General features: G+C 54.9%; 15 protein-coding genes. 9 read left to right on the top strand and 6 right to left on the bottom strand.

What is annotated here, in order from left to right:
* From C7378_RS17880 to C7378_RS17525, 4 genes are all read right to left on the bottom strand, one after another.
* Nucleotides 1-240 (bottom strand): hypothetical protein (locus C7378_RS17880; protein WP_131999581.1); only part of this gene is annotated, 240 nt, incomplete at its 3' end.
* Nucleotides 241-325: 85 nt separating this feature from the next.
* A complete protein-coding gene (locus C7378_RS17535; protein ID WP_131999579.1) occupies nt 326-739 on the bottom strand; it encodes a DUF6908 domain-containing protein in 414 nt (137 codons plus the stop codon).
* Nucleotides 739-1,641, bottom strand: coding sequence for an ArdC-like ssDNA-binding domain-containing protein (locus tag C7378_RS17530; RefSeq protein ID WP_131999577.1), 903 nt, complete (start codon nt 1,639-1,641; stop codon nt 739-741). The genes C7378_RS17535 and C7378_RS17530 overlap by 1 nt, the downstream gene beginning before the upstream one ends.
* Nucleotides 1,642-2,029: 388 nt before the next feature.
* Nucleotides 2,030-2,248: a hypothetical protein gene (locus C7378_RS17525; RefSeq protein WP_131999575.1), complete on the bottom strand. Its 219-nt coding sequence runs from the start codon at nt 2,246-2,248 to the stop codon at nt 2,030-2,032.
* Between the two features lie 786 nt (nt 2,249-3,034).
* On the opposite strand from C7378_RS17525, the gene dinB reads away from it, so the two are divergent.
* On the top strand, nt 3,035-4,195 hold the full coding sequence (gene dinB / locus C7378_RS17520; RefSeq protein WP_341539165.1) for a DNA polymerase IV: 1,161 nt from the start codon (nt 3,035-3,037) through the stop codon (nt 4,193-4,195).
* Nucleotides 4,196-4,300: 105 nt separating this feature from the next.
* Here the strand turns inward: dinB and C7378_RS17515 are convergent, their stop codons facing one another.
* Nucleotides 4,301-5,938 carry a tetratricopeptide repeat protein gene (locus C7378_RS17515; protein ID WP_165876877.1) on the bottom strand — a complete coding sequence of 546 codons (1,638 nt, stop codon included), beginning with the start codon at nt 5,936-5,938 and terminating at the stop codon, nt 4,301-4,303.
* A gap of 236 nt (nt 5,939-6,174) precedes the next feature.
* Nucleotides 6,175-6,891 (bottom strand): hypothetical protein, encoded by a 717-nt coding sequence (locus tag C7378_RS17510; protein ID WP_131999571.1) that lies wholly within the window; start codon nt 6,889-6,891, stop codon nt 6,175-6,177.
* Nucleotides 6,892-7,081: 190 nt separating this feature from the next.
* Here C7378_RS17510 and C7378_RS17505 point away from each other — a divergent pair, with 190 nt between their 5' ends.
* The 8 genes from C7378_RS17505 to C7378_RS17470 all read left to right on the top strand — a co-directional run bounded on the left by C7378_RS17505 (nt 7,082) and on the right by C7378_RS17470 (nt 19,016).
* A complete protein-coding gene (locus C7378_RS17505) occupies nt 7,082-8,104 on the top strand; it encodes a hypothetical protein (RefSeq protein ID WP_131999569.1) in 1,023 nt (340 codons plus the stop codon).
* Between the two features lie 333 nt (nt 8,105-8,437).
* Complete coding sequence (locus C7378_RS17500) at nt 8,438-10,441, top strand: hypothetical protein (RefSeq protein ID WP_131999567.1); 2,004 nt, start codon at nt 8,438-8,440, stop codon at nt 10,439-10,441.
* 467 nt (nt 10,442-10,908) lie between these two features.
* Nucleotides 10,909-11,916: a P-loop NTPase family protein gene (locus C7378_RS17495; RefSeq protein WP_131999565.1), complete on the top strand. Its 1,008-nt coding sequence runs from the start codon at nt 10,909-10,911 to the stop codon at nt 11,914-11,916.
* The gene (locus C7378_RS17490) at nt 11,880-13,424 is read left to right on the top strand and encodes a Y-family DNA polymerase (RefSeq protein WP_243648345.1); all 1,545 of its coding nucleotides are present in this window, start codon (nt 11,880-11,882) and stop codon (nt 13,422-13,424) included. Before C7378_RS17495 ends, C7378_RS17490 begins: the two co-directional genes overlap by 37 nt.
* Nucleotides 13,417-16,632, top strand: a complete 3,216-nt coding sequence (locus C7378_RS17485; RefSeq protein ID WP_131999563.1) for a DNA polymerase III subunit alpha — start codon at nt 13,417-13,419, stop codon at nt 16,630-16,632. The genes C7378_RS17490 and C7378_RS17485 overlap by 8 nt, the downstream gene beginning before the upstream one ends.
* Nucleotides 16,619-16,909, top strand: coding sequence for a hypothetical protein (locus C7378_RS17480; RefSeq protein WP_131999561.1), 291 nt, complete (start codon nt 16,619-16,621; stop codon nt 16,907-16,909). The genes C7378_RS17485 and C7378_RS17480 overlap by 14 nt, the downstream gene beginning before the upstream one ends.
* 237 nt (nt 16,910-17,146) lie before the next feature.
* A complete protein-coding gene (locus tag C7378_RS17475) occupies nt 17,147-18,529 on the top strand; it encodes an AAA family ATPase (protein ID WP_165876876.1) in 1,383 nt (460 codons plus the stop codon).
* Between the two features lie 4 nt (nt 18,530-18,533).
* Nucleotides 18,534-19,016, top strand: a complete 483-nt coding sequence (locus C7378_RS17470; protein ID WP_131999557.1) for a hypothetical protein — start codon at nt 18,534-18,536, stop codon at nt 19,014-19,016.
* Nucleotides 19,017-19,018 lie beyond the last annotated feature (2 nt).

Below are 19,018 nucleotides of genomic sequence, written 5' to 3'. Positions count from 1 at the left end.
TTCGCTGTGACCGTTATGTGCCCTCCAGAACGCGCGCCACCCTAAGCCATGCGGCTTCCCGCCGCAGCGGCCACATAACGACCAGCGGAACATAATGCCGATTATGTGCCCGGGCACATAATCGGCAAGCTCCTTCAAGGCCGTTGGCTCGAAGGTACGTCGCGGGTTGGTCTTCGACTCGTTCAGGACAGACAACGAAACATTGCGGAACTCGGTGGCATTAACGATTTGGGTTTCCATGATGACAGGCTCCTTTCGAGCGGTTGAGGGTGAAGGCACGGAGCGGTACACGGCGGGCGTGGTTCCGCTCCACGATGGGAGCGGACTAGCCACGAATGCACTTGTCCGTGAACACTTCCGCAAAGCCTTGCTGTCGCAGGTTCTTGTCCCACGTCTTCGCAAAACTCTCGTGCTGTGCGTGTAGCTGGGGATGAAAGCAATAGTTGCCCTCGCGAATGAAGCGGCTCCACTGCTCGATCGCTGCATAGTCGTTTCGCCAATAGAACGGATTTAGGTGCGGGCCTCCGGCTAGGCCGAACTCGAAGCACATCTCGGGGTCGCGCATGGCATCCCCGTTCTGTTCGCCGTAATGAGCAACAGAGATAGCTGGAAGTCCGCAAGGGCCGGACTCGTCCATTGCCTCGATGACAAGCTCCATGTACGGCGGGTTGTCGATCTTGAGGTACAGGCCGGGATGCCATCCCCCGGCCATCTTGAGGATTTGAAGGATGGTCTGCATTACGCCACCTTCGCTAGTTCTGCATCGGGCATCGTCGCCTCGGCTGCGGTGGGCGGCTGCAATGCGGCAAGGATGACAGCGGAGGTCTGCTGAATGACTTCCAAGCTCTCGGCAAGTAACGAAGCATTGCCGTGGTACAAAGCGATGTAGTCAGCGGACGCGCTGCCCGTCTCCAGCCCTACAGCCTTCCCGATAACAAAAGCGATAGCTTCGGCCTCTGTTTCGCGTACTGTCTTCGTCGTGGCCGTGCGGCGCTCGGCCTTGTGCAACATCTCGTGCGCCAGCTCATGCACTAGGGTGCTGAACTCTTCGGCCTCGGACTGACCGGGTAGGATGGCGATACGTCCGCCGTAGCTCATGCCTAATGCGGGTGCGATGCGCTCAGTGAAGACAAGCTCAATGCCCTGACGTTCGATGAATGCAATCAGCCTGTCCCTGTTCTCTCCTACATCGCCGGTGATGCCGCGCAACTCTGGAAGTTCTGCGCCTTCTGTCTGGGACACGTCGAAGACGTAGGCGGAACGGAACCCAACCAATACCGGCTTATTGATCGCGGCAGGGTCGGCGCTGGCCTTGGCTTCGTCGTCCTGCTTGCGGCGAACGCCGACGATAGGAGCAAGGATGCGGATGCCCTTCTCGCCCTTCTTCACGGAACGGCCAAGCTCTTTCCACTTCCAGAACCCGCCTACTCTGGTCGCGTCCGGGCGCTGCCGCGCGATTTCGAGGATGTTCCCGAACGAATAGTTATGAAAGCGGCTCATCGCGTTCAAATAAGCCGTGAGTGCATCGGAGTGTCCTGCCTCTAGCTGCTCGATGAGGCTCTGGACGTTGGCGGCGATTACCTCTTTCGCCGTCTTAGGCTGCTGCTGGTCGGTGCTGCGGGTGGTGGCTGCGCTGCTCATGGTGTTCTCTCCTTGGCTGTTGCCGTTGCTTTTCATGCCATGCGTGGCATGTACCTACATGCCGAACGCCTCCTGGCGAAGGCGGGGCGGCAAGGCGCAAGGGGAGGGGTATCTCCCACTCTTGGAGCGGAAGCGAAGCTGGAGAGGAAAGAGCGAAGCGTAGCGGAGGTCTGCACAAGCGCAGCGCGGAAGACTGCGGGAAACCCCTTGCGCCGCGCCAGGGCAGAGCCCTCAGCGAGGCTTGGTTTCCTTATGCGTGCGCATCAAGCGCACAGGGATTTTCAGGGTGGGCGTTGCGGGCGGGAACGGCCCGCTGCGGTGGGAAGCGAAGAATGCGGAGCAGTCGCAGCGCGGGAGGAGACCCCCTCCCGCAACTCAGTGCGACGTTTTAGCGAGATACAGGGGACGTGGAGTAGTCCTTAAGAAGGCGAGGATGCCCACCTTCATTGCGCATCACTTTGGCTTCCAGCGCACTCGCTATCTTTAAGCACGAAGAGAACACAGTGCCATCGGTGAACTCGATAGAGATTTCCGGGCCGTCGATGGAGTCTTCGTAGAGTTTGAAGCTGCTGACGATCTTTCCAACAAATTCCTGACATTCGACCATGCAAGATCCTTTCCTCGTACACACGCGGATTAGGGCTTCGACAAGAAGGAACGGGCGATACGCCGCCGTGAAACGCGCACGTTGGAATATGAGTGCGAACTTATGCTGACGAGGCTCCGGCAATCATAGCGGAGGAGGCCGCTCTGAGAATAGCGGACAGTTCGGCTGCCGATATGAGGCAGGCATGATGCTGGAAATGGCGGCGTAACCATATCTATCCCCTCAATCGGATTCAGGGAAAAACATTTGCGGTGCGCCCCCGCAAACAGCCCTATAAACCCGTGATCGGGGAGGTGGAAAGCCGAACAAAGCACGGCTCCTGCGACCTTTAGCTTTGGGGCCTGGACATACGTCACAGGTTCCCCGACCGCAAAGTCGTAGGGTCTTCCGCACGCCATAGGCGTGCGACTAGCTTTGTTTGGGGTTTCCACACCCCAGGGCGGTGCGTGACCGCCCCACTCGAATCATTCAGGAATGAGCCAAAAATTGCAACATCTCCTGTGGCTCTCGACACTCTCGTTTGAGGGCAGCTAGGCGAACATAAAGAGAACGTGAAAAGATATTTCTGAGGCTAGGGAGCGATGGGCAAACGAGGCAGAGACGAAGTAATCGGACACTTATTTGAAGTCGTTGAAGACTTGCCCTGCCCTGAAGGAATCGTTTTATTGCGTGCGTTCGCTGAGCGCCGCCCATCGGATTTCGCGTTTCTCAAATCGAGCGACCTGGCTGATTCGAAAAGCTCGGCCTTTACCGGCATCACAGAGTGGGACGCTTTCACAGACCACTATGTCTGCTGTGGACTCTGCCATGCTTGATCCCAAGGTCTCAGTCGCGGCGGCCATTGCCGAGATCGGCAGTCGCAAGATCGTTCACGTCGATATGGATGCCTTCTACGCTTCCGTTGAACAACGCGACGATGCAAGTCTTCGTGGGCGTCCCGTGGTTGTGGCATGGAAAGGAAGACGCTCGGTCGTCTGCGCGGCCTCCTATGAGGCGCGGCGTTTTGGAGTGAGGTCCGCGATGCCTGCGGTGAGCGCAGAGCGGTTGTGCCCGGAAGCTGTCTTTATCCCACCTGACTTCGTGCGCTACAAGGCCGCATCGCAGGCAGTGCGGGAGATTTTTCAGCGGCATACCGACGCTATCGAACCGTTGTCTCTGGATGAAGCCTATCTCGATGTCACACAGAACAAGACAGGGATACCGACTGCGACCCTGGTTGCGAAGACGATCCGGCAACAGATATGTGACGAGTTGCAACTCACGGCCTCAGCAGGCGTGGCTCCCAACAAATTTCTGGCGAAGATTGCCTCGGATTGGCGCAAGCCAAACGGCCAGTTCGTGATTCAGCCTCATGAGGTGCAAACGTTCCTGCTAGCGCTTCCAGTCGGACGCATTCCCGGCGTCGGCAGAGTGACCGAGGCCCGCATGGCGAAGGCCGGAATCAAACTCGTCGGCGATATCTACACGATGGAACTTACAGCCTTGGAACAAGAGTTCGGAAGCTATGCGCAGCGACTCTACGAACTGGCGCGCGGGATCGACCACAATCCCGTGGTTTCCAATCGGATGCGGAAACAAATCTCTGCCGAGGACACATTCCCGGACGACATTTCCCTGGCGGAATGCGAAGCGCACATTCGGCGATTAGCCGAGAAGGTTTGGAACGCCTCGAAAGAGAATGCGCGCGAAGCCAAGACGGTCGTCCTCAAGTTGAAGACGAAGGAGTTCCAATCTCTGACGCGGTGCCTGACTTCGCGCGATCCAGTTCCTAGCTTTGAGGTTTTCCTGAACATCGCGCTGGCCTTACGAGAGAGAGTCGATCTCTCACCAAAACAGCTCTATCGTCTAGTCGGCATCGGGCTCAGCAATTTTCGACTGGAGGAAGGGACACCGCAAGACCGAAGCATGGCCGAAGCGCCGTTATTGATCGCCGAAGAGACCAGCTAAACGCGACAAAAAATGTTTACTGACGATATGCCGACATAACGGGACCAATCAATCCGGACATCCTTCGCTGAACGAACGCTTCAACGTGCAGAAGCCACGGCGAAGTTAGTTGGACGAGCAAACACCGTTCAAGAGCTTTTCACCAATGGTGTCAGGCACAACTCCACGCCATGATTCGGGATCGGATATTGGACTACCGCGTAGGTCATCCTGTGCGTTATACCTCGCTTCGGAAAGGGTACGCATTTCCCGCGAAGCGCAGTTAAATTCGAAGGAAATTACTTGATAGCCGCTCTTTTCGGAGCGTTTTACCCAGACCCTCTTGAGCGATCCACTAAGAGCGGAGCCTTTCACATCCAGGAAATACGATATTGGAGTGTGTGACTGGTCAAAAGGACGCCAACGTTCAACGGAATCGGCAAAGGCTGGAATCCCACGATAGATGCGCTGAAAGTCGTTTATTCCATCGGCAAAACGACCGCTTTGAATGTAGGCGTCGCCACGTTTTTCGTAAACGTCATTTATCAGAGAGATTTCGTAGTGACCATCGTTGTGCAGCAACTCATCAGCGAAGCCTTGGTACTGGACCTCGGGATGAAACTGATCGTGCATGAGACGCACAACATCAGCATCCGACAAAGGATTCAGCTCGGGATACAGCGCGCGAATCTGGGGAACGCTAAGCAGAATCGTTATGTTCCCAAAGCCGAGTCGTAGGGCGGCAGTGTAGTCGTTGATCGCGCTACGGACATCGCCGACCTTCATATAAGCATCACCTCGTGTCTCATAGATGGTGTGCAGATATGAATCGCCGCTCTTAATCTCAAGCGGTATGGCTGTGGTGAAATCCGAAATTGCCTTGAAGTATGCTCCGCTCTCTATATAAGCATTGCCTCTGTCGGTGAGTGCAGTAGAGTTCTGGGGGGTGATCGAGAGCACACGCGTGAAATCCTTGATCGACAAGGCGTACTGTTTGGTTTCGAGATAGGCTTCCGCTCGGGCCATATAGGCAGGTGCGAAACTGGGGTCGCGTGTCAGAGATGCTGTGAAGAATGCTGCCGCTTCCTTGTGTGTCTCGGTACGAGCGGCATCGGAGGTCCATGCTCTCTTTGTCCAGAATGAGGCTTTGTTCCGGAGTTCTCCAAGTAGATATGGTGGGACTGGAGATTTCAGAGCCTTGGTGTCAGCCAGGTGAAACTGTGTCGCTGCCGTCGCGTAAAGGCTCTCATCTCCAAACGTAGTGAAAAATTCGTAGTAGGCCCCGCGAAGAGCAGGAACGCGCCAGTCATTGGGGAAATGCTCGGCAAGGACACCCAGATTGGCGAGCGTCCAGGCACAAAACCCTCCACTCTCCTCTTCAGGCTTTGTACCAGCGATATTGAAGACCTGGGGGGCGCTGCTCCAGTCCGCAGACGCAGCCGAACTGAGTAGATCTAGCGCAGCGCGATAGTCGCCGTTAGCAAAGGCGATCTTTGCACGAAGACTGGCAGGGTTGTCTACCATCGTCGCACTCATGCCGCTGGGATGCGCGGTCGCTTGCGTCAAATCCGATTCAAGTTGGGGTAAACCTGGCTTCTCGTCGCCACAGGCATACATCGCGCGGATGGCATAGCCCCCTGGATAGTTGGGATGAGATCCGATAAACGCGTCGATAAGATGGCGCTGTGAGTCTGAAAGCTTTTCTCCATGTATACCGTCGAGGAGCTTACCTAGTTCACGATCATCTTCGGTAACGGCTGGCATCGGCTTGGGTGCGCCCTTCAGCTCTGGAGGCAAGGGTGACTGCCCGCTCGATTGCATAGATGACAACACGCAAAACAATAGTGGGATACCGCACGAGACCGCTTTGCGTCGAACCGGAGAGAGACGAAGCATCCGAACCTTTCGAAAGCAGAGATAATTAAGCCAACAGCCATCCAAATCATGTGAGATGACAAAACAAATAGATTCCACGATGGAACTCGCGTTTATCCAATATGCTATTCCAGAGCGCTAATTTCTGATTTCATGAAGACCGCTAGCGTCTTGTAGGCATGTTCGACTAGAAACAAATCCCTTTGAATGTTTGGGCTCTTCCCGCCGTGGAAGAGATTATTTCTAACGCCGTACCAAAACTCGATAGTGTTTTCCCAATCATGCGGCGTGCGAATGATTCCTCCTTGTCCAGAATCATTATCTAGCGGCTTTCGCCCACTACAATTCCACCATTTGTCGATTTCAGGATAATCAAGGTCCATCGAACTGTTGCGGAGAGGGCTCCGCTGCAATTCTCTGATGAGGGCTTCGAACGCCTTCAAAAGATCGGCGTTCGATTGAACGGATTGAACGTATAGACTTTGACGTCTGAAATCCTGCTTGAGATTTTGAATAACACTTCTGTCCCTTGTTTCACCAAAGTAGACATTGTTTTTCAGGTGGGCAATGAAGGCCAGGTACTCGAAAACAAATCTAGAGAAATAATCTCCTTCAACTGCGGCTTTTTCGTGCCAGCCCACAATGAGAGATTTGTAGTTCGTCAATTCGTCCTCTTGGATTTGATAGTAGGCATTGCAGCTCGCGCAATGATATTCGATGACGCCAACGGACCATGCTCCGGCGTCACTGGACATTTCAGCCGCGAGAAAATCAGCGACCTGGCCGTCCGTGGCATCATCGTCAAGATCAGTCATCTCTTCGCGACGGTCAACCTTCACCATGTTTCGCCCGCACTTGTCGCATCTCATCTGTTTGCTTCCTCGTGCATTGACTGACTATATAGCCGGACAGTTGAGAAGTGTCCAAAAAACAGACGGGCGCAATAGTCTGTAATCCGCCAGCGAGATGCAAGCGTCGCCGCCCTTTTTCGCTCGCCCTTCCGAGGCATTCCGTTTCGCAGTAAGATACGTTATGCCGTATAAGCCTCTTCCGACAGATAACGTCCCTGGTCACGAGGCCGTTGAGCTGCGCCTTCAATCTATCGACGCAAACGTGGCGTTGGCCGAAGCCTTTTACGACTTCGACACCCGTAACTATCGCCTAACACTGGTAGGGCCTAATGGCCGTCATGCGGATGCCGTTTTTAACGGCGACTTCCTTGACGACGTCAGGGACAACCCCGATGGGCCGAGAAGCAAGTACAGCATTGAGCTGACCCAAAACTTGCACGCCCCGTTGCTCGAAGCGATTGAGACGAAGGGTCTAATCGCTTATGGCGATGAGCTTCTGAAGTATTTTCTTCTGCAATTTATCTATGCCGAGCAGCGCAGCAATCGCAGCGTCGAAAAATACAACACCATCGGGAAGGGTATACAGGGTGACTTCGAACGCTGGCTGCGGGCAGACCTAACGACCGAAGAAAAGGACAAGCTCATTTGGGCGTGGAGTGAGCTGCTCCGGCTCCGACTGATTGCGCCGACCGGCACCGATCTTGCGATCCCCGACAACTGGGTGAAAGTGACAGAAAAGGGCATCTCGGCTGTCGAAGGAAAGAGCTATGCCGATTATGCTGAAATCGAAATCTTCATTGGGAAAGGCGAGGTGTACACCGGCATGCGCCAGGTGCAGCTTGTCTTCCAGCAGGCGAAGGGTAACATCGTTATCATTGACCCGTGGGTCGATGAATCTATGCTCGATTTTATTGCCGCTCTCGATCCTGTGGTCTCGGTTCAGCTCGCGACACAGAATGTTTCAAAAAGCTTCGGCGCGGCATACGCGAAGTTGGCGCAGCAGCGGGGAAACGTCGAAGCCCGTTCCTCTAACGCGTTTCATGACCGTTTTGTCATTCTTGACGGAGCCGCTTTATATCACTTCGGTTCCTCTCTGAATCATCTCGGGAAAAAGGCTACCGTTGTGAGCAAGAAGAGTGACGATATGCTGGCCCGAACCTTGGGAGAATTCAATAAATACTGGCCAAACGCACAACCACTCTAGTGCCAGCCCAACAATTGTCGACCGAAAATTCAAACTTGTGCCTTTATAAACACGGAGTTGTCGGCAGCTACGAAGAGATCTGACCTGCTCTCTGCTCCCGTGTCAATTGATGCCAAATCGCCCGACGCACGCATCGAGCGGCCCCGAATTACTTCCGACAAGCAAAATCAGTCAACATGTGGGACAACTCCCATTAACAACCGTGTCTCTTGAAGTTAGTAAACTGGGATGCGGTAACTTCTCCCGAGGAGAAGTGTTTACTGGTCGAGGAGCCTAGTGAAATCTCAAATAGCGGCGACTATGAGCGATTCGGTCAATCGGAAGTCCATGAGGATGGACACGGGTGCCCTCTACGACTCTATGAAGAATAGTTTTGATGTTGGGATGCCCCTGCTCATCAGCCATGATCGTCATAGACCGGCCGGATGGACCGTTCCTGCCGCAGTTTACCTAGAACCTGGCCTTACCCGCGTCCTCGCACATGTCATCGAGCCTGAAACAGACCAGGACTATTTGCAGATAAAACAGCGATGGGTCAAGTTCATCGCCTCCACAATCCATGACGTACCCCAAGAGTCCATCACGCGGCTTAAAGAACTCTTAGGAAAAGACGTACTAACGGATTCGGAAATACCCTGGGATTCGGGAGCGCAGGCTCTGCGAGGAGCAGGTCTTGCACAGAGAGCGTTTCCAGAGATTTTTGAGCAAGTAGACAAGGACGGCCTCGTCCCATTCACTACTCTCACGATGATCCGGCCAGGCATATTTCAGATCGGTGAGCTTTGTGTGTTCGCACATCAATTCATGCGGCGCTCGGAGAGCCCTTTCAATCACTTCAACGAAGAGCTCCTGGGAACACTACACCAAATGGCGCAAGACTCCAGCGTGAATGTGAGAGTGAGGCTTGACCTGGACATGGTGGGTTTGGCCGACACGGCTGCTCACACCATGGAGTTGGATTACTGGTACGGGCCAACATTCAATGAAGACCTGTCATCGCTTCAGACTGGAGTAACGGCGCACACAGCGGACGAAAGTCAGCGGTTCTACCATAAAATTTCCCGTACAGAATTCTGGTGGCAACGAAGGACAAAGGAAACTAGCGCGGAGCTCATCCTCGAAGCCGAGGAGTTGCGTGACAGTGAGAGTGGTGCCGACCGAACGAAGCTGCATTGCCGTTACGTCCACAGCGTGATCGATGCCACGACGAACCGGATCGAACATCTTGATGGCTCGATACGCGCCTACACGCCGGAAGAAATGATCTCCCGTCTCGATGTGGATCTCAAACGCGCTGGTCGCCAGACTGAATATACGAAGCTTTGGCGCGTCGATGGAAACATTGAAATAGGACGTTGGAAAAGCGTGATTCATAATCACTTTCGAGATAACGCACTTGTTTCGGAATACTTCGGCAGCCAGAAGTCCAAAACGGACATCCGCGAGGAATTGGAGATAACGGATGTATTCCCGCGGTCCCTCAACTTCGACAAACGAGTTCCTTGGTTGTGCGACGATGCGAGGTCGTTCCGTGTCTTGGTGACACATCAGCCTGGGATGCTCGAACACATTCTGGAGGAACCTGTTGCGTTCCCTTATGTGTGGGCACAAAGCGAAAAATCAGAATATGCTCTTTTCGATTTGAGAGCTGTGGAACTGATGAAGATTTTGGGGCGGGAGGGTCATAGATTGACTTTCGCACCGAATGCACGCTTCATGGCTTTCGACGACAACTATTTGCAGATGCCCGTAGTGATTCACCGCACCCGAGATGCGCTCAAGCACACGACCGAGGCTTACCGCGAACTTGTTTCAAAAGTAAACGAGGTGGACCCTGCCTCCCCGGTGTTAATTAATCTTTCTCTTGCGCTTTCCGAGTACACGCTCTCCGTTTCTATCTTTGGGAGATGCACTGAGGTCTTAGATTGGCTGAACCGAGACCAACCTTTTCCGCCGACGGAATCAGTTGCGGACTGGGTCAGGAATACCGCAGAAGCCATCGCATCATTTGGCGAGGGTGTAGATACTGCTTTGGAGTATGTGCATCCGGAGAGTTTGAATTTATATCCGCGACGGAAGATCGCACTGCTACCCGCAATTGCCGATAAAATTGGCGAGCCCGTGTCGTCCGGTCCGGCTGAGCCACGAACAACAACCGAAGAAATGAATGAAATTGGTTTGGAGACTCGACAGGCCTTTAAGGTGGCTTCGGCGAAATGTTTGAATTGTGGAGGAGATTACCTCACATGCCCTTGCAGCATTCTCTCTGGGAATGTGCCCCCTCCCACTGCTGACCTCAGATTCGCTTTTAACTACTGGGTTGCGGCCAAGCAGTGAATTTACGAGCTGGAACGTAACCGAATCCTGCTTAAGAAGCCGGATCTTCGTAACCGCTAGATCCCCGGCTGTTCAGCTACTGATAACGCCGTTAGCGGAAGCGAGGCAATGTCGAATCGCTTCGACAGAAGCACATTCCCGGAAGACATCCCGTTTGCCTAGGTTTGAAATCGCAGATAGCAAGAGCAATCACAGCCCGGGAGACCGGGCGAGAGCGAATGTACATGAACCTGACGTTGAGTATTGGAATTCGATCGACACTGAAGGTGATATCGGGAGCTGGTCGTCTGGATGGTGTCATGGTGCGAACTTCGCCTCAGGCGGACGAATAATACTTGGCATCCCAGTTTTCGTTAGAAATTCTTCTCCTTCCATTTGTTCAACATAGGTCGTGCTAGCCCCATCCTCGGTGCAGGAGACGCTTGACTGCCCCCTCTATGTATAGGCGAAGATATGGCGAAGATACTATGACTTCGGCCTCCAGTCTTCGGGTTCAGATAGAAAGCGCCCTAGCGCACAAGTTGCCATCGGCTCTGACGCCGCGTGCGCGTGTCGTCCGTCCGACGACTCCCACCGGGATTGATGCGGTGGATGGGTTGCTGGAGGGCGGCCTGCCGGTCGGTGCTCTAACAGAGATCGTCGGGCCGGAAAGTTCCGGGCGAACGTCTCTGGCTCTCTCTTCTATCGCGCAACTCACGGCAGCGGGAAAGGTATGTGCCTGGGTCGATGTGGGCGACATGCTCAAACCGGAGTGCGCAGCGGCTGCGGGCATTGCGTTGCCATATTTGCTTTGGGTGCGCTGCGGCATCTTCCGCGAAAGTGTCCACACGACGCCTGCCCGATTCAAATTGCCGCAAAGTTGTCTGGTGCGTCCTGAGCCGATCAAGGGTCTGCATGGTGGAGGTTGCGGTACGCATCCCCGCCAGGAATCGAAGAGCGTAGCTCGTGCCCTCGAAGGCTTCTTCGGAACGGAGAAACTGAGTAACGATTCCGTTGGTAGCGTGCTTCGACCGTTCGGCAATACGGTACGACCGGCACAAGACGCTCGATCTGCTGCGCAGCTTTCGCCTTGGGCGCGTATTGAACAGGCGTTGAAAGTGACCGACCTGCTGCTGCAAGGTGGCGGCTTCAGTGCCGTGGTGCTCGATATGGCAAGCCTGTCCGCGAAGTACACCAGCCGCATTCCTCTGGCGCATTGGTTCCGCTACCGTGCTGCGGCGGAACACTCACGTTCGAGTGTGCTGTTACTCTCACAGCACGCCTGCGCCAACAGCAGCGCAGGACTGGTGCTTCACCTCGACGGATGCAGTGAATCATCGCAACGGAAAACGGTACTGACCGCAGGCGCACATCGGCTACAGATTCATCGGCAGCGCTTCATGCAGGAAAGCAATGTCATTCCCATGAAGAAGCCGGTAACGAAGGTGACGGCGGCAGAGTGGGAGACACACGCAGCATGGGCGGGACGCCGATGAACGCGCCTGAACTCTACGCCGCGCTCTATGTGAGAGAGTTTCCTGCGCAGGCGCCGTTGCGCCTACGGGCCGCCCTGCGAGAACAACCGTGCGCGATTCTCGACGGCATTCCTCCAAGCGAGTATGTGTGCGCGATGAACACTAAGGCGCGGACTCGCGGTGTGCGGCATGGCATGACGCGCGTGGAAGTAGAGACGATCTCCTCAGTGATACCGCTGGCGCGGACACCGCACGAGGAAGCGCAAGCGCGCACGATCGTACAGGAAGTGGCCGGGGGCTTCACACCGCGTATAGAAGCATGTACTTTTGAGAGTGCCTTTCTGTGCGTCCTCGACATCAGTGGAACGGAGTCGTTGTTCGGACCTCCGCGACAACTTGCACAAGAACTCCTGAAACGAATCCGTTCACTAGGCATGGCGGCCACGATTGCTGTCAGTGGGAACTTCCATGCGGCGTGGTGCATGGCGCGTGGCATGTCCACGAAAGCTGCGATCACTGTCCTTCCGCAAGGAAAAGAACGGGACGCACTCGCGCCGTTACCGCTTGCCATACTCGAACTGAATGACGCGCAGATGTCTACGCTTTCGTCGTGGGGCATCAGCACGCTGGGCAAACTCGCAACGCTCCCTGAAAAGAGTCTGATTGCACGGTTGGGTCAGGATGGAAAACGCCTGCGTCAGTTGGCTGCTGGCGAGCTTCCACATCTGTTTCAGCCGGGGGAGACACCTTTTACGCTGCGCGAAGAGATGGAGCTGGACAGTCCCATTGAACTGCTCGATGGCCTGCTCTTTCTGTTGAATCTCATGCTGGAGCAGATTATCCGCCGCGCCAGTGATCGCATCCTTGCCGTGGCATCGGTCTCTGTTTCTCTCTCGCTTGAAGGTGGAGCGACGCATATGCGCACGGTGTCTCCGCCCACGCCTACCAATGAACGCGCTCTCTGGCTCAAGTTGTTGCAGATGGAACTTGAGCTGCATCCGCCACAAGCCGCCATCCTCCATGTGGCGCTTGAGGCCGAGCCTGGACATATCAGCAAAGTGCAACTTGGTCTGTTCTCTCCGCAGTTGCCGGAACCGGGGCGGCTGGAAGTAACTTTGGCCCGCATCGCCAAGATCGTGGGCGAAGACGCTGTGGGACAAGCGGTACTGCGGGACACGCATCAACCTCGCGGCTTCCGTATGGAGAAGTTCCGCGTTCCCACAACCGCACCTGCGCCGACAGAAGCCGATGTAGTGCGCTTCGCGTTACGCGAGTTGCGACCATCCGAACCCATCACGGTTCAACTTATAGCTGGAGCGCCTTGTTCTCTTCGATTCCGCAATGAGACCTATCGCGTGGAATCGGCCTATGGACCGTGGGTCATTGGGACAGACTGGTGGAATCAGGAGCATTGGGGGCAGGCACAGTGGGATCTCGTTCTCGCAGACGCTAGCGACACCAAGCTGCGTTGCTGCATCATCCGCGACCTCAAGAAACACTGCTGGCAAATGGCAGGGTTCTATGACTGAGTATGTGGAACTCCACAGCGCGAGCGCCTTCAGCTTTCTCGAAGGAGCTTCCCAACCCGAAACTCTGATTGAACGAGCGACTGAGTTGGAGATGCCATCGCTGGCCTTGACGGATCGCAATGGGGTCTACGGGTCGGCACGTTTTCATACGGCGGCGAAGCGTGCCGGTGTGCAGGCCCATGTGGGCGCGGAGATTGTCGTTGCCAGTTTCGGTCCTAGGCTTGCGCCCCCAAAGTGGTTGCCGCATCAATTCGGCATCGAACCGGCGCGGGTCTCTCTGCTTTGCGAATCGCAGACCGGGTATCAAAACCTTTGTCAACTCACGACACGATTCAAGTTGCGGGAGAAAGGCAAAGCGGAAGGCTCTGCATTGCTTCGCGATCTTCAGGAGTTTTCCGAAGGTCTGGTCTGCCTGACTGGAGGCGATGAAGGGCCATTAGCCGCTGCACTCGTCAAAGGTGGTGCGGAGGCGGGCCGGGAAACGCTGGAGAAGCTGGTCTCTGTCTATGGTCCGCGCAATGTGTATGTCGAATTACAGCGGCACCAGGAGCGTGAGGAAGAGTGGCGGAATCAGGTTGCGATTGATCTTGCGCAATCTCTCAAGCTGCCGGTCATCGCAACGAACGGCGTTCGCTACGCCACGGCCTACGAACGTGAGGTGCTGGACCTCTTCACCGCGATTCGTCATCACACCACGCTCGATCATGCGGGACGCCTGCTGGCGGTGAACGGGCAGCGTCATCTTCGCTCCGCGCAGGAGATGGTGAATCTTTTCCGCGATGTGCCGGGAGCAACAAACAACACCGTGGAACTGTCGTCGCGCCTCGAATTCCAGCTCGACAACCTCGGCTATCAGTTTCCCGCGTATCCAGTGCCGCCCGGCGACACGATGGACTCCTTCCTACGCAAACGAGTGGAAGAGGGCGTACTCCGTCGATATGGCCCGAAGCGAAACGCCGATCTGATGGCACGAGCGCGTAAGCAGGTGGAACACGAACTCTCGCTCATAGCGAAGCTGGGCTTTGCAGGTTATTTTTTGATCGTTTGGGATATCGTTCAGTTCTGCAAGCGGAACGGGATTCTCATTCAAGGCCGTGGCAGCGCCGCCAACTCGGCCGTCTGCTACGCGCTCGAAATTACGGTCGTGGACCCGGTCGGCATGGAACTGCTGTTCGAGCGGTTCCTCAACGAGAGCCGAAACGAATGGCCGGACATCGACCTCGATCTGCCCTCGGGAGACAAACGCGAACAAGCGATTCAATACATCTATGAGCGCTATGGTGAACTCGGCGCGGCGATGTGTGCCAACGTCATCACCTATCGCGGGAAGTCCTCTGCGAACGAAGTAGGAAAGACGCTCGGCTTCGACCGCGAAGCTCTGCGGCGGCTGTCCGGGCTGGTGAGTCATTTTGAGTGGCGCGGCCCTACGGACACGATGGCGCACTCGTTCGATAAAGCGGGATTCGACATCTCGAACCCGCGCATTGCCAAATACCTTGAACTCTGTACACGCATTCAAGACCTGCCACGTCACCTCGGACAACACTCCGGGGGCATGGTGATCTGCCAAGGGCAACTGAATCGGGTTGTGCCGTTGGAACGGGCATCCATGCCGGGCCGCACGGTGATTCAGTGGGACAAGGAAGATTGCGCGGACATGCACATGATTAAGGTCGATGTCCTCGGCCTGGGCATGATGGCCGTGCTCAAGGACTGTACCGAACTCATCCCTGAGCATTACGGAGATGAGATCGACCTTGCGCAGCTCCCACAGGACGATCGTGTGTATTGCACGCTGCAACGTGCAGACACCATCGGGATGTTTCAGGTGGAGTCACGCGCGCAGATGGCATCGCTTCCGAAGAACTGCCCTGAAAAGTTTTACGACCTCGTAGTGCAGGTCGCCATTATCCGTCCCGGCCCCATCGTGGGAAAGATGATGCACCCGTATATCCGGCGACGCCAAGGTATCGAGCCGGTGACGTATTTGCATCCGGCGCTCGAAAAGCCATTGAAGCGGACCAAAGGTGTTCCGCTGTTTCAGGAGCAGTTGCTCATGATGGTGATGGCGATTGCGAACTTCAGCGCATCTGATGCCGATGAACTGCGCCGCGCCGTTGGGATGCGTCGGTCCTGGCAACGTATGAAGAATCTGGAGTCGAAGATGCGTTCCGGCATGACGGCGAACGGAATCGCCCCTGAGATACAGGAACAAGTTATTGAGCAGATCGGTGCTTTCGCTCTGTATGGCTTCCCAGAATCTCATGCGGCGAGCTTTGCGATGATCGCGTATCAGTCCGCGTACATCAAGGAACGCTACTTGGCTGCGTTCACGGCTGCGCTCCTGAACAACCAACCGATGGGCTTCTATAGCGCCGCTGTGATTGTGGAAGATGCGCGACGGCATGGCCTGCGCGTGAAAGCCATCGACGTGCAGGTCTCCGACTGGCAGTGCTCGATAGAACATGAGGCCGATTTCAGCAAATCGTTGCGTCTTGGTCTGGGATACGCAAAGGGACTGCGGAAGCATGTTGCCGAAGCATTGGTGAAGGCCCGTACGGAAGGCGGCATCTTCCGCTCGATAGAAGATTTGACCCTGCGTGTGGCGTCCCTGAGTCGTGGGGAGCTGGCGCTCCTTGCCCGCATCGGGGCGCTCAATCAACTGGAGGGAGTTGCACATCGCCGGGATGCACTCTGGCAAGTGGAACGTGCGGGCAAGCTCGAAGGGCCGCTCTTGCGCCAGCAGAGCAATTGGCTAAAAGAAGAGGACGCATCCTTGCCGCTCGACTCCATGAGCGATGAGGAAAGATTGGTTGCGGACTATGCAGGGATGGGACTGACGGTAGGCCATCACCCGATGCACTACCGTCGCAAAGAGCTGCGGTGCCGGGGCTTTCTCACAGCTTCGGACTTGCAACGCAGAAAGACGGGAGACTACGTGCGCACGGCCGGCCTGGCGATTGTAAAGCAGCGACCCGGCACGGCGAATGGAATGGTCTTCATGTCCATCGCGGATGAGACGGGCATCTTCAATGTGATGGTCACGAAAGAGTTCTTTGAGCGGAATCGTGAGACGGTGGTGCTCTGCAAATTCATCAGCCTGGAAGGACCGCTCCAGAATGACGGCGGAGTCGTCCATGTACGTTCCACGCGCATGTCTCCGTTGCCGCAGCGCGGATTGGAGGTAGAGTCGCATGACTTCCACTAATGGGTCGCGCGTGGGCGGTTTTCGGAAGGAAGTGGAACAGGAGCGCTTGGGGCCGACGCTTGCAATCGCTGCCAGTCTGGTTCTAGGAATCAGAACTGCGAAGTGGCCTGCGACTCATAGCGAGGGACTGTCCAATGCTGAGTGGGACAAGGAGATTGAACACAGCGTGCGAATCGCGCGGACGGTGCTTTCACACCTGACGACGAGGCATCCCGAGTTGTTCCGTTCTCGTGAAGTCCCGTGGTATGTAGCGACAGATGGAGATGTTCCGCGCTGAGATTTCGTGGTCCCGTATTTGGAACGTAAACTCTACAGTCCACTCCCAAATGAGGAACCATGACCAGACGTGGTTTTGGCATTCAGGGATGGCGTAGCTCCTGCCGACAGAAACCGTTTGTGGTGCGGTCAGGTATAATTTCGTGGATTTCTAATAGTACCGATTGCATCCATTTTCATGCCCGACACGGCATCGGAACTTGCCTGACCCGCGCCATTGCGCTACTTCGGAGCTACCTTGAGCCTTCACGTCAACTATGAACTTCGCTGGAAGAATTATCGAGCTTTTCGGGATACTGGCTGGATCGTTCTGAAGCCGCTGACGATAATTATCGGCCCCAATAATTCAGGCAAGTCGAGCATCGTGAGCCCGTTGTTGCTGATGGATCAGACCATGTCATCACGTGAGGCGACCGCTCCACTCGTCACCCGTGGCCCCAATATAGACCTTGGATTCTATAAGGACATTGTCCACAACGGCGACCTTTCACAGGAAATGTCCTTCGGATTTCGGTTTCATCCGCATGTTCAAACAAGGAGAAAGCTCGGCAAACTCGGAACATACCCTCCTGGAGCAATAGAATTTTCCGTGTCTTCTGATACGCAATCGGAAGAACCTGTTCTTTCTCGATTTGAGCTCCAAGATGTGCATAATCGACCGCTGTTTTCTCAGACGCTGAGAAAGGACGGGAAATACAGCTTCGCCAGTGATTGGATCAAACTACAGGGACGTGAACTCGACGCAGCACAGACGAGTAAGCCGTTGAATTTCCTTTTTACACCCGCACGGGCAATACGCGGTACACAGGTCAAAGACAATTTAGAGAAGAAAATAGAAGTTAATTTTTCAAAGCCATTTTCTATGTATCTGACCGCGCTCGGGATTATGAACGAAGAATTGCGGTACGTATTGAGCGACCTCGCATATATCGGTCCCTTGCGAGACAGACCTCGTAGGTATTACGAGGTCTCAAATGATATGCCTGCCTCAGTTGGCTCACATGGTGAGCACATGGCGAACCTTCTCCGCAGGCAGATGCCTACGATTCAGACGAAGCTCAATCATTGGGTAAGACAGTTTGACTTTGGTCGCGAGTTGAAATTGAGGAATCTTTCCGATGGCCAACTCTTCTCATTATTCTTCGTTGATTCGACAGGTTCTCGTGTCACTAATATCGCTGATTCAGGCTTTGGTGCCTCACAAGTTCTGCCATTGATCGTTCAAGCTTTAACCGCTCCCACAAGAAGTCTGACGATCGCGGAACAACCGGAAATCCACCTCAATCCTCGCCTGCAATACGCGCTCGCCGATCTATTCGTCGAAATGGCTAACAATGACCAACGCGTGATTGTGGAGACACATAGTGAACATCTCCTTCTGCGGCTTCGGCGGCTGATCGCAAACCAGCAAATTAAACCACAAGACGTTGCACTGTATTTCGTCGAGAAAAAAGATGGTGTCTCAACAATTCAAAACATTCCCCTGGAATCCGATGGCAAGATTCAGCCGGACACATGGCCCAAAGGCTTCTTTGAGGACAGCCTACGTGAGTCGTTAGCACTGGCGTCCGCCCAGTCGCAGAGAGCGAAAACGTTGGCTAAGTCGCCAGTGGTGAGGTGACGCTATGCTAACGGATATTGTGATCGACACAAACATTTTTCTTCATGCGGAAAATCAGCAAGAGCAAAGACAGGCAAGCTGCCAAATGCTGATTGAACTTCTTAACGACGGAGAGTCAAAACTTTGCGTTGATGAGGGGTTTGATCTTGAAGAGTCGAAGAACCGTAGCATCATCGGACGTGAATACATTGCACATTTGCGCGATGGATCGCTGGGATATGCGCTAGTGGGATACCTTGCCCGGACTGGCCGGGTTGCGATGCTGCCTAGAAAAGTTCCACAGGCCGCGAAGCGCCACATATTGCAGCAGATTCCTGATGGTCCCGATAGAACCTTCGTCTTTATAGCTCATAATTCTGACGAGAAAGTTCTTGTTTCGCACGACTTCAATGACATCCCTCCTACAGTTCGGCAGCGAATCAAAAACGCGATAGACGTGTGCATTGTTGATGCCTCTCAGGCGGCCGTCTCAATGAGGGATGCTTAGAC

The sequence above is a fragment of the Acidipila rosea genome (genome assembly GCF_004339725.1).
Classification (GTDB): Bacteria; Acidobacteriota; Terriglobia; order Terriglobales; family Acidobacteriaceae; genus Acidipila; species Acidipila rosea.
Note: the sequence above shows the minus strand (reverse complement) of the source record. Positions and strands in the feature narration are given on the sequence as shown.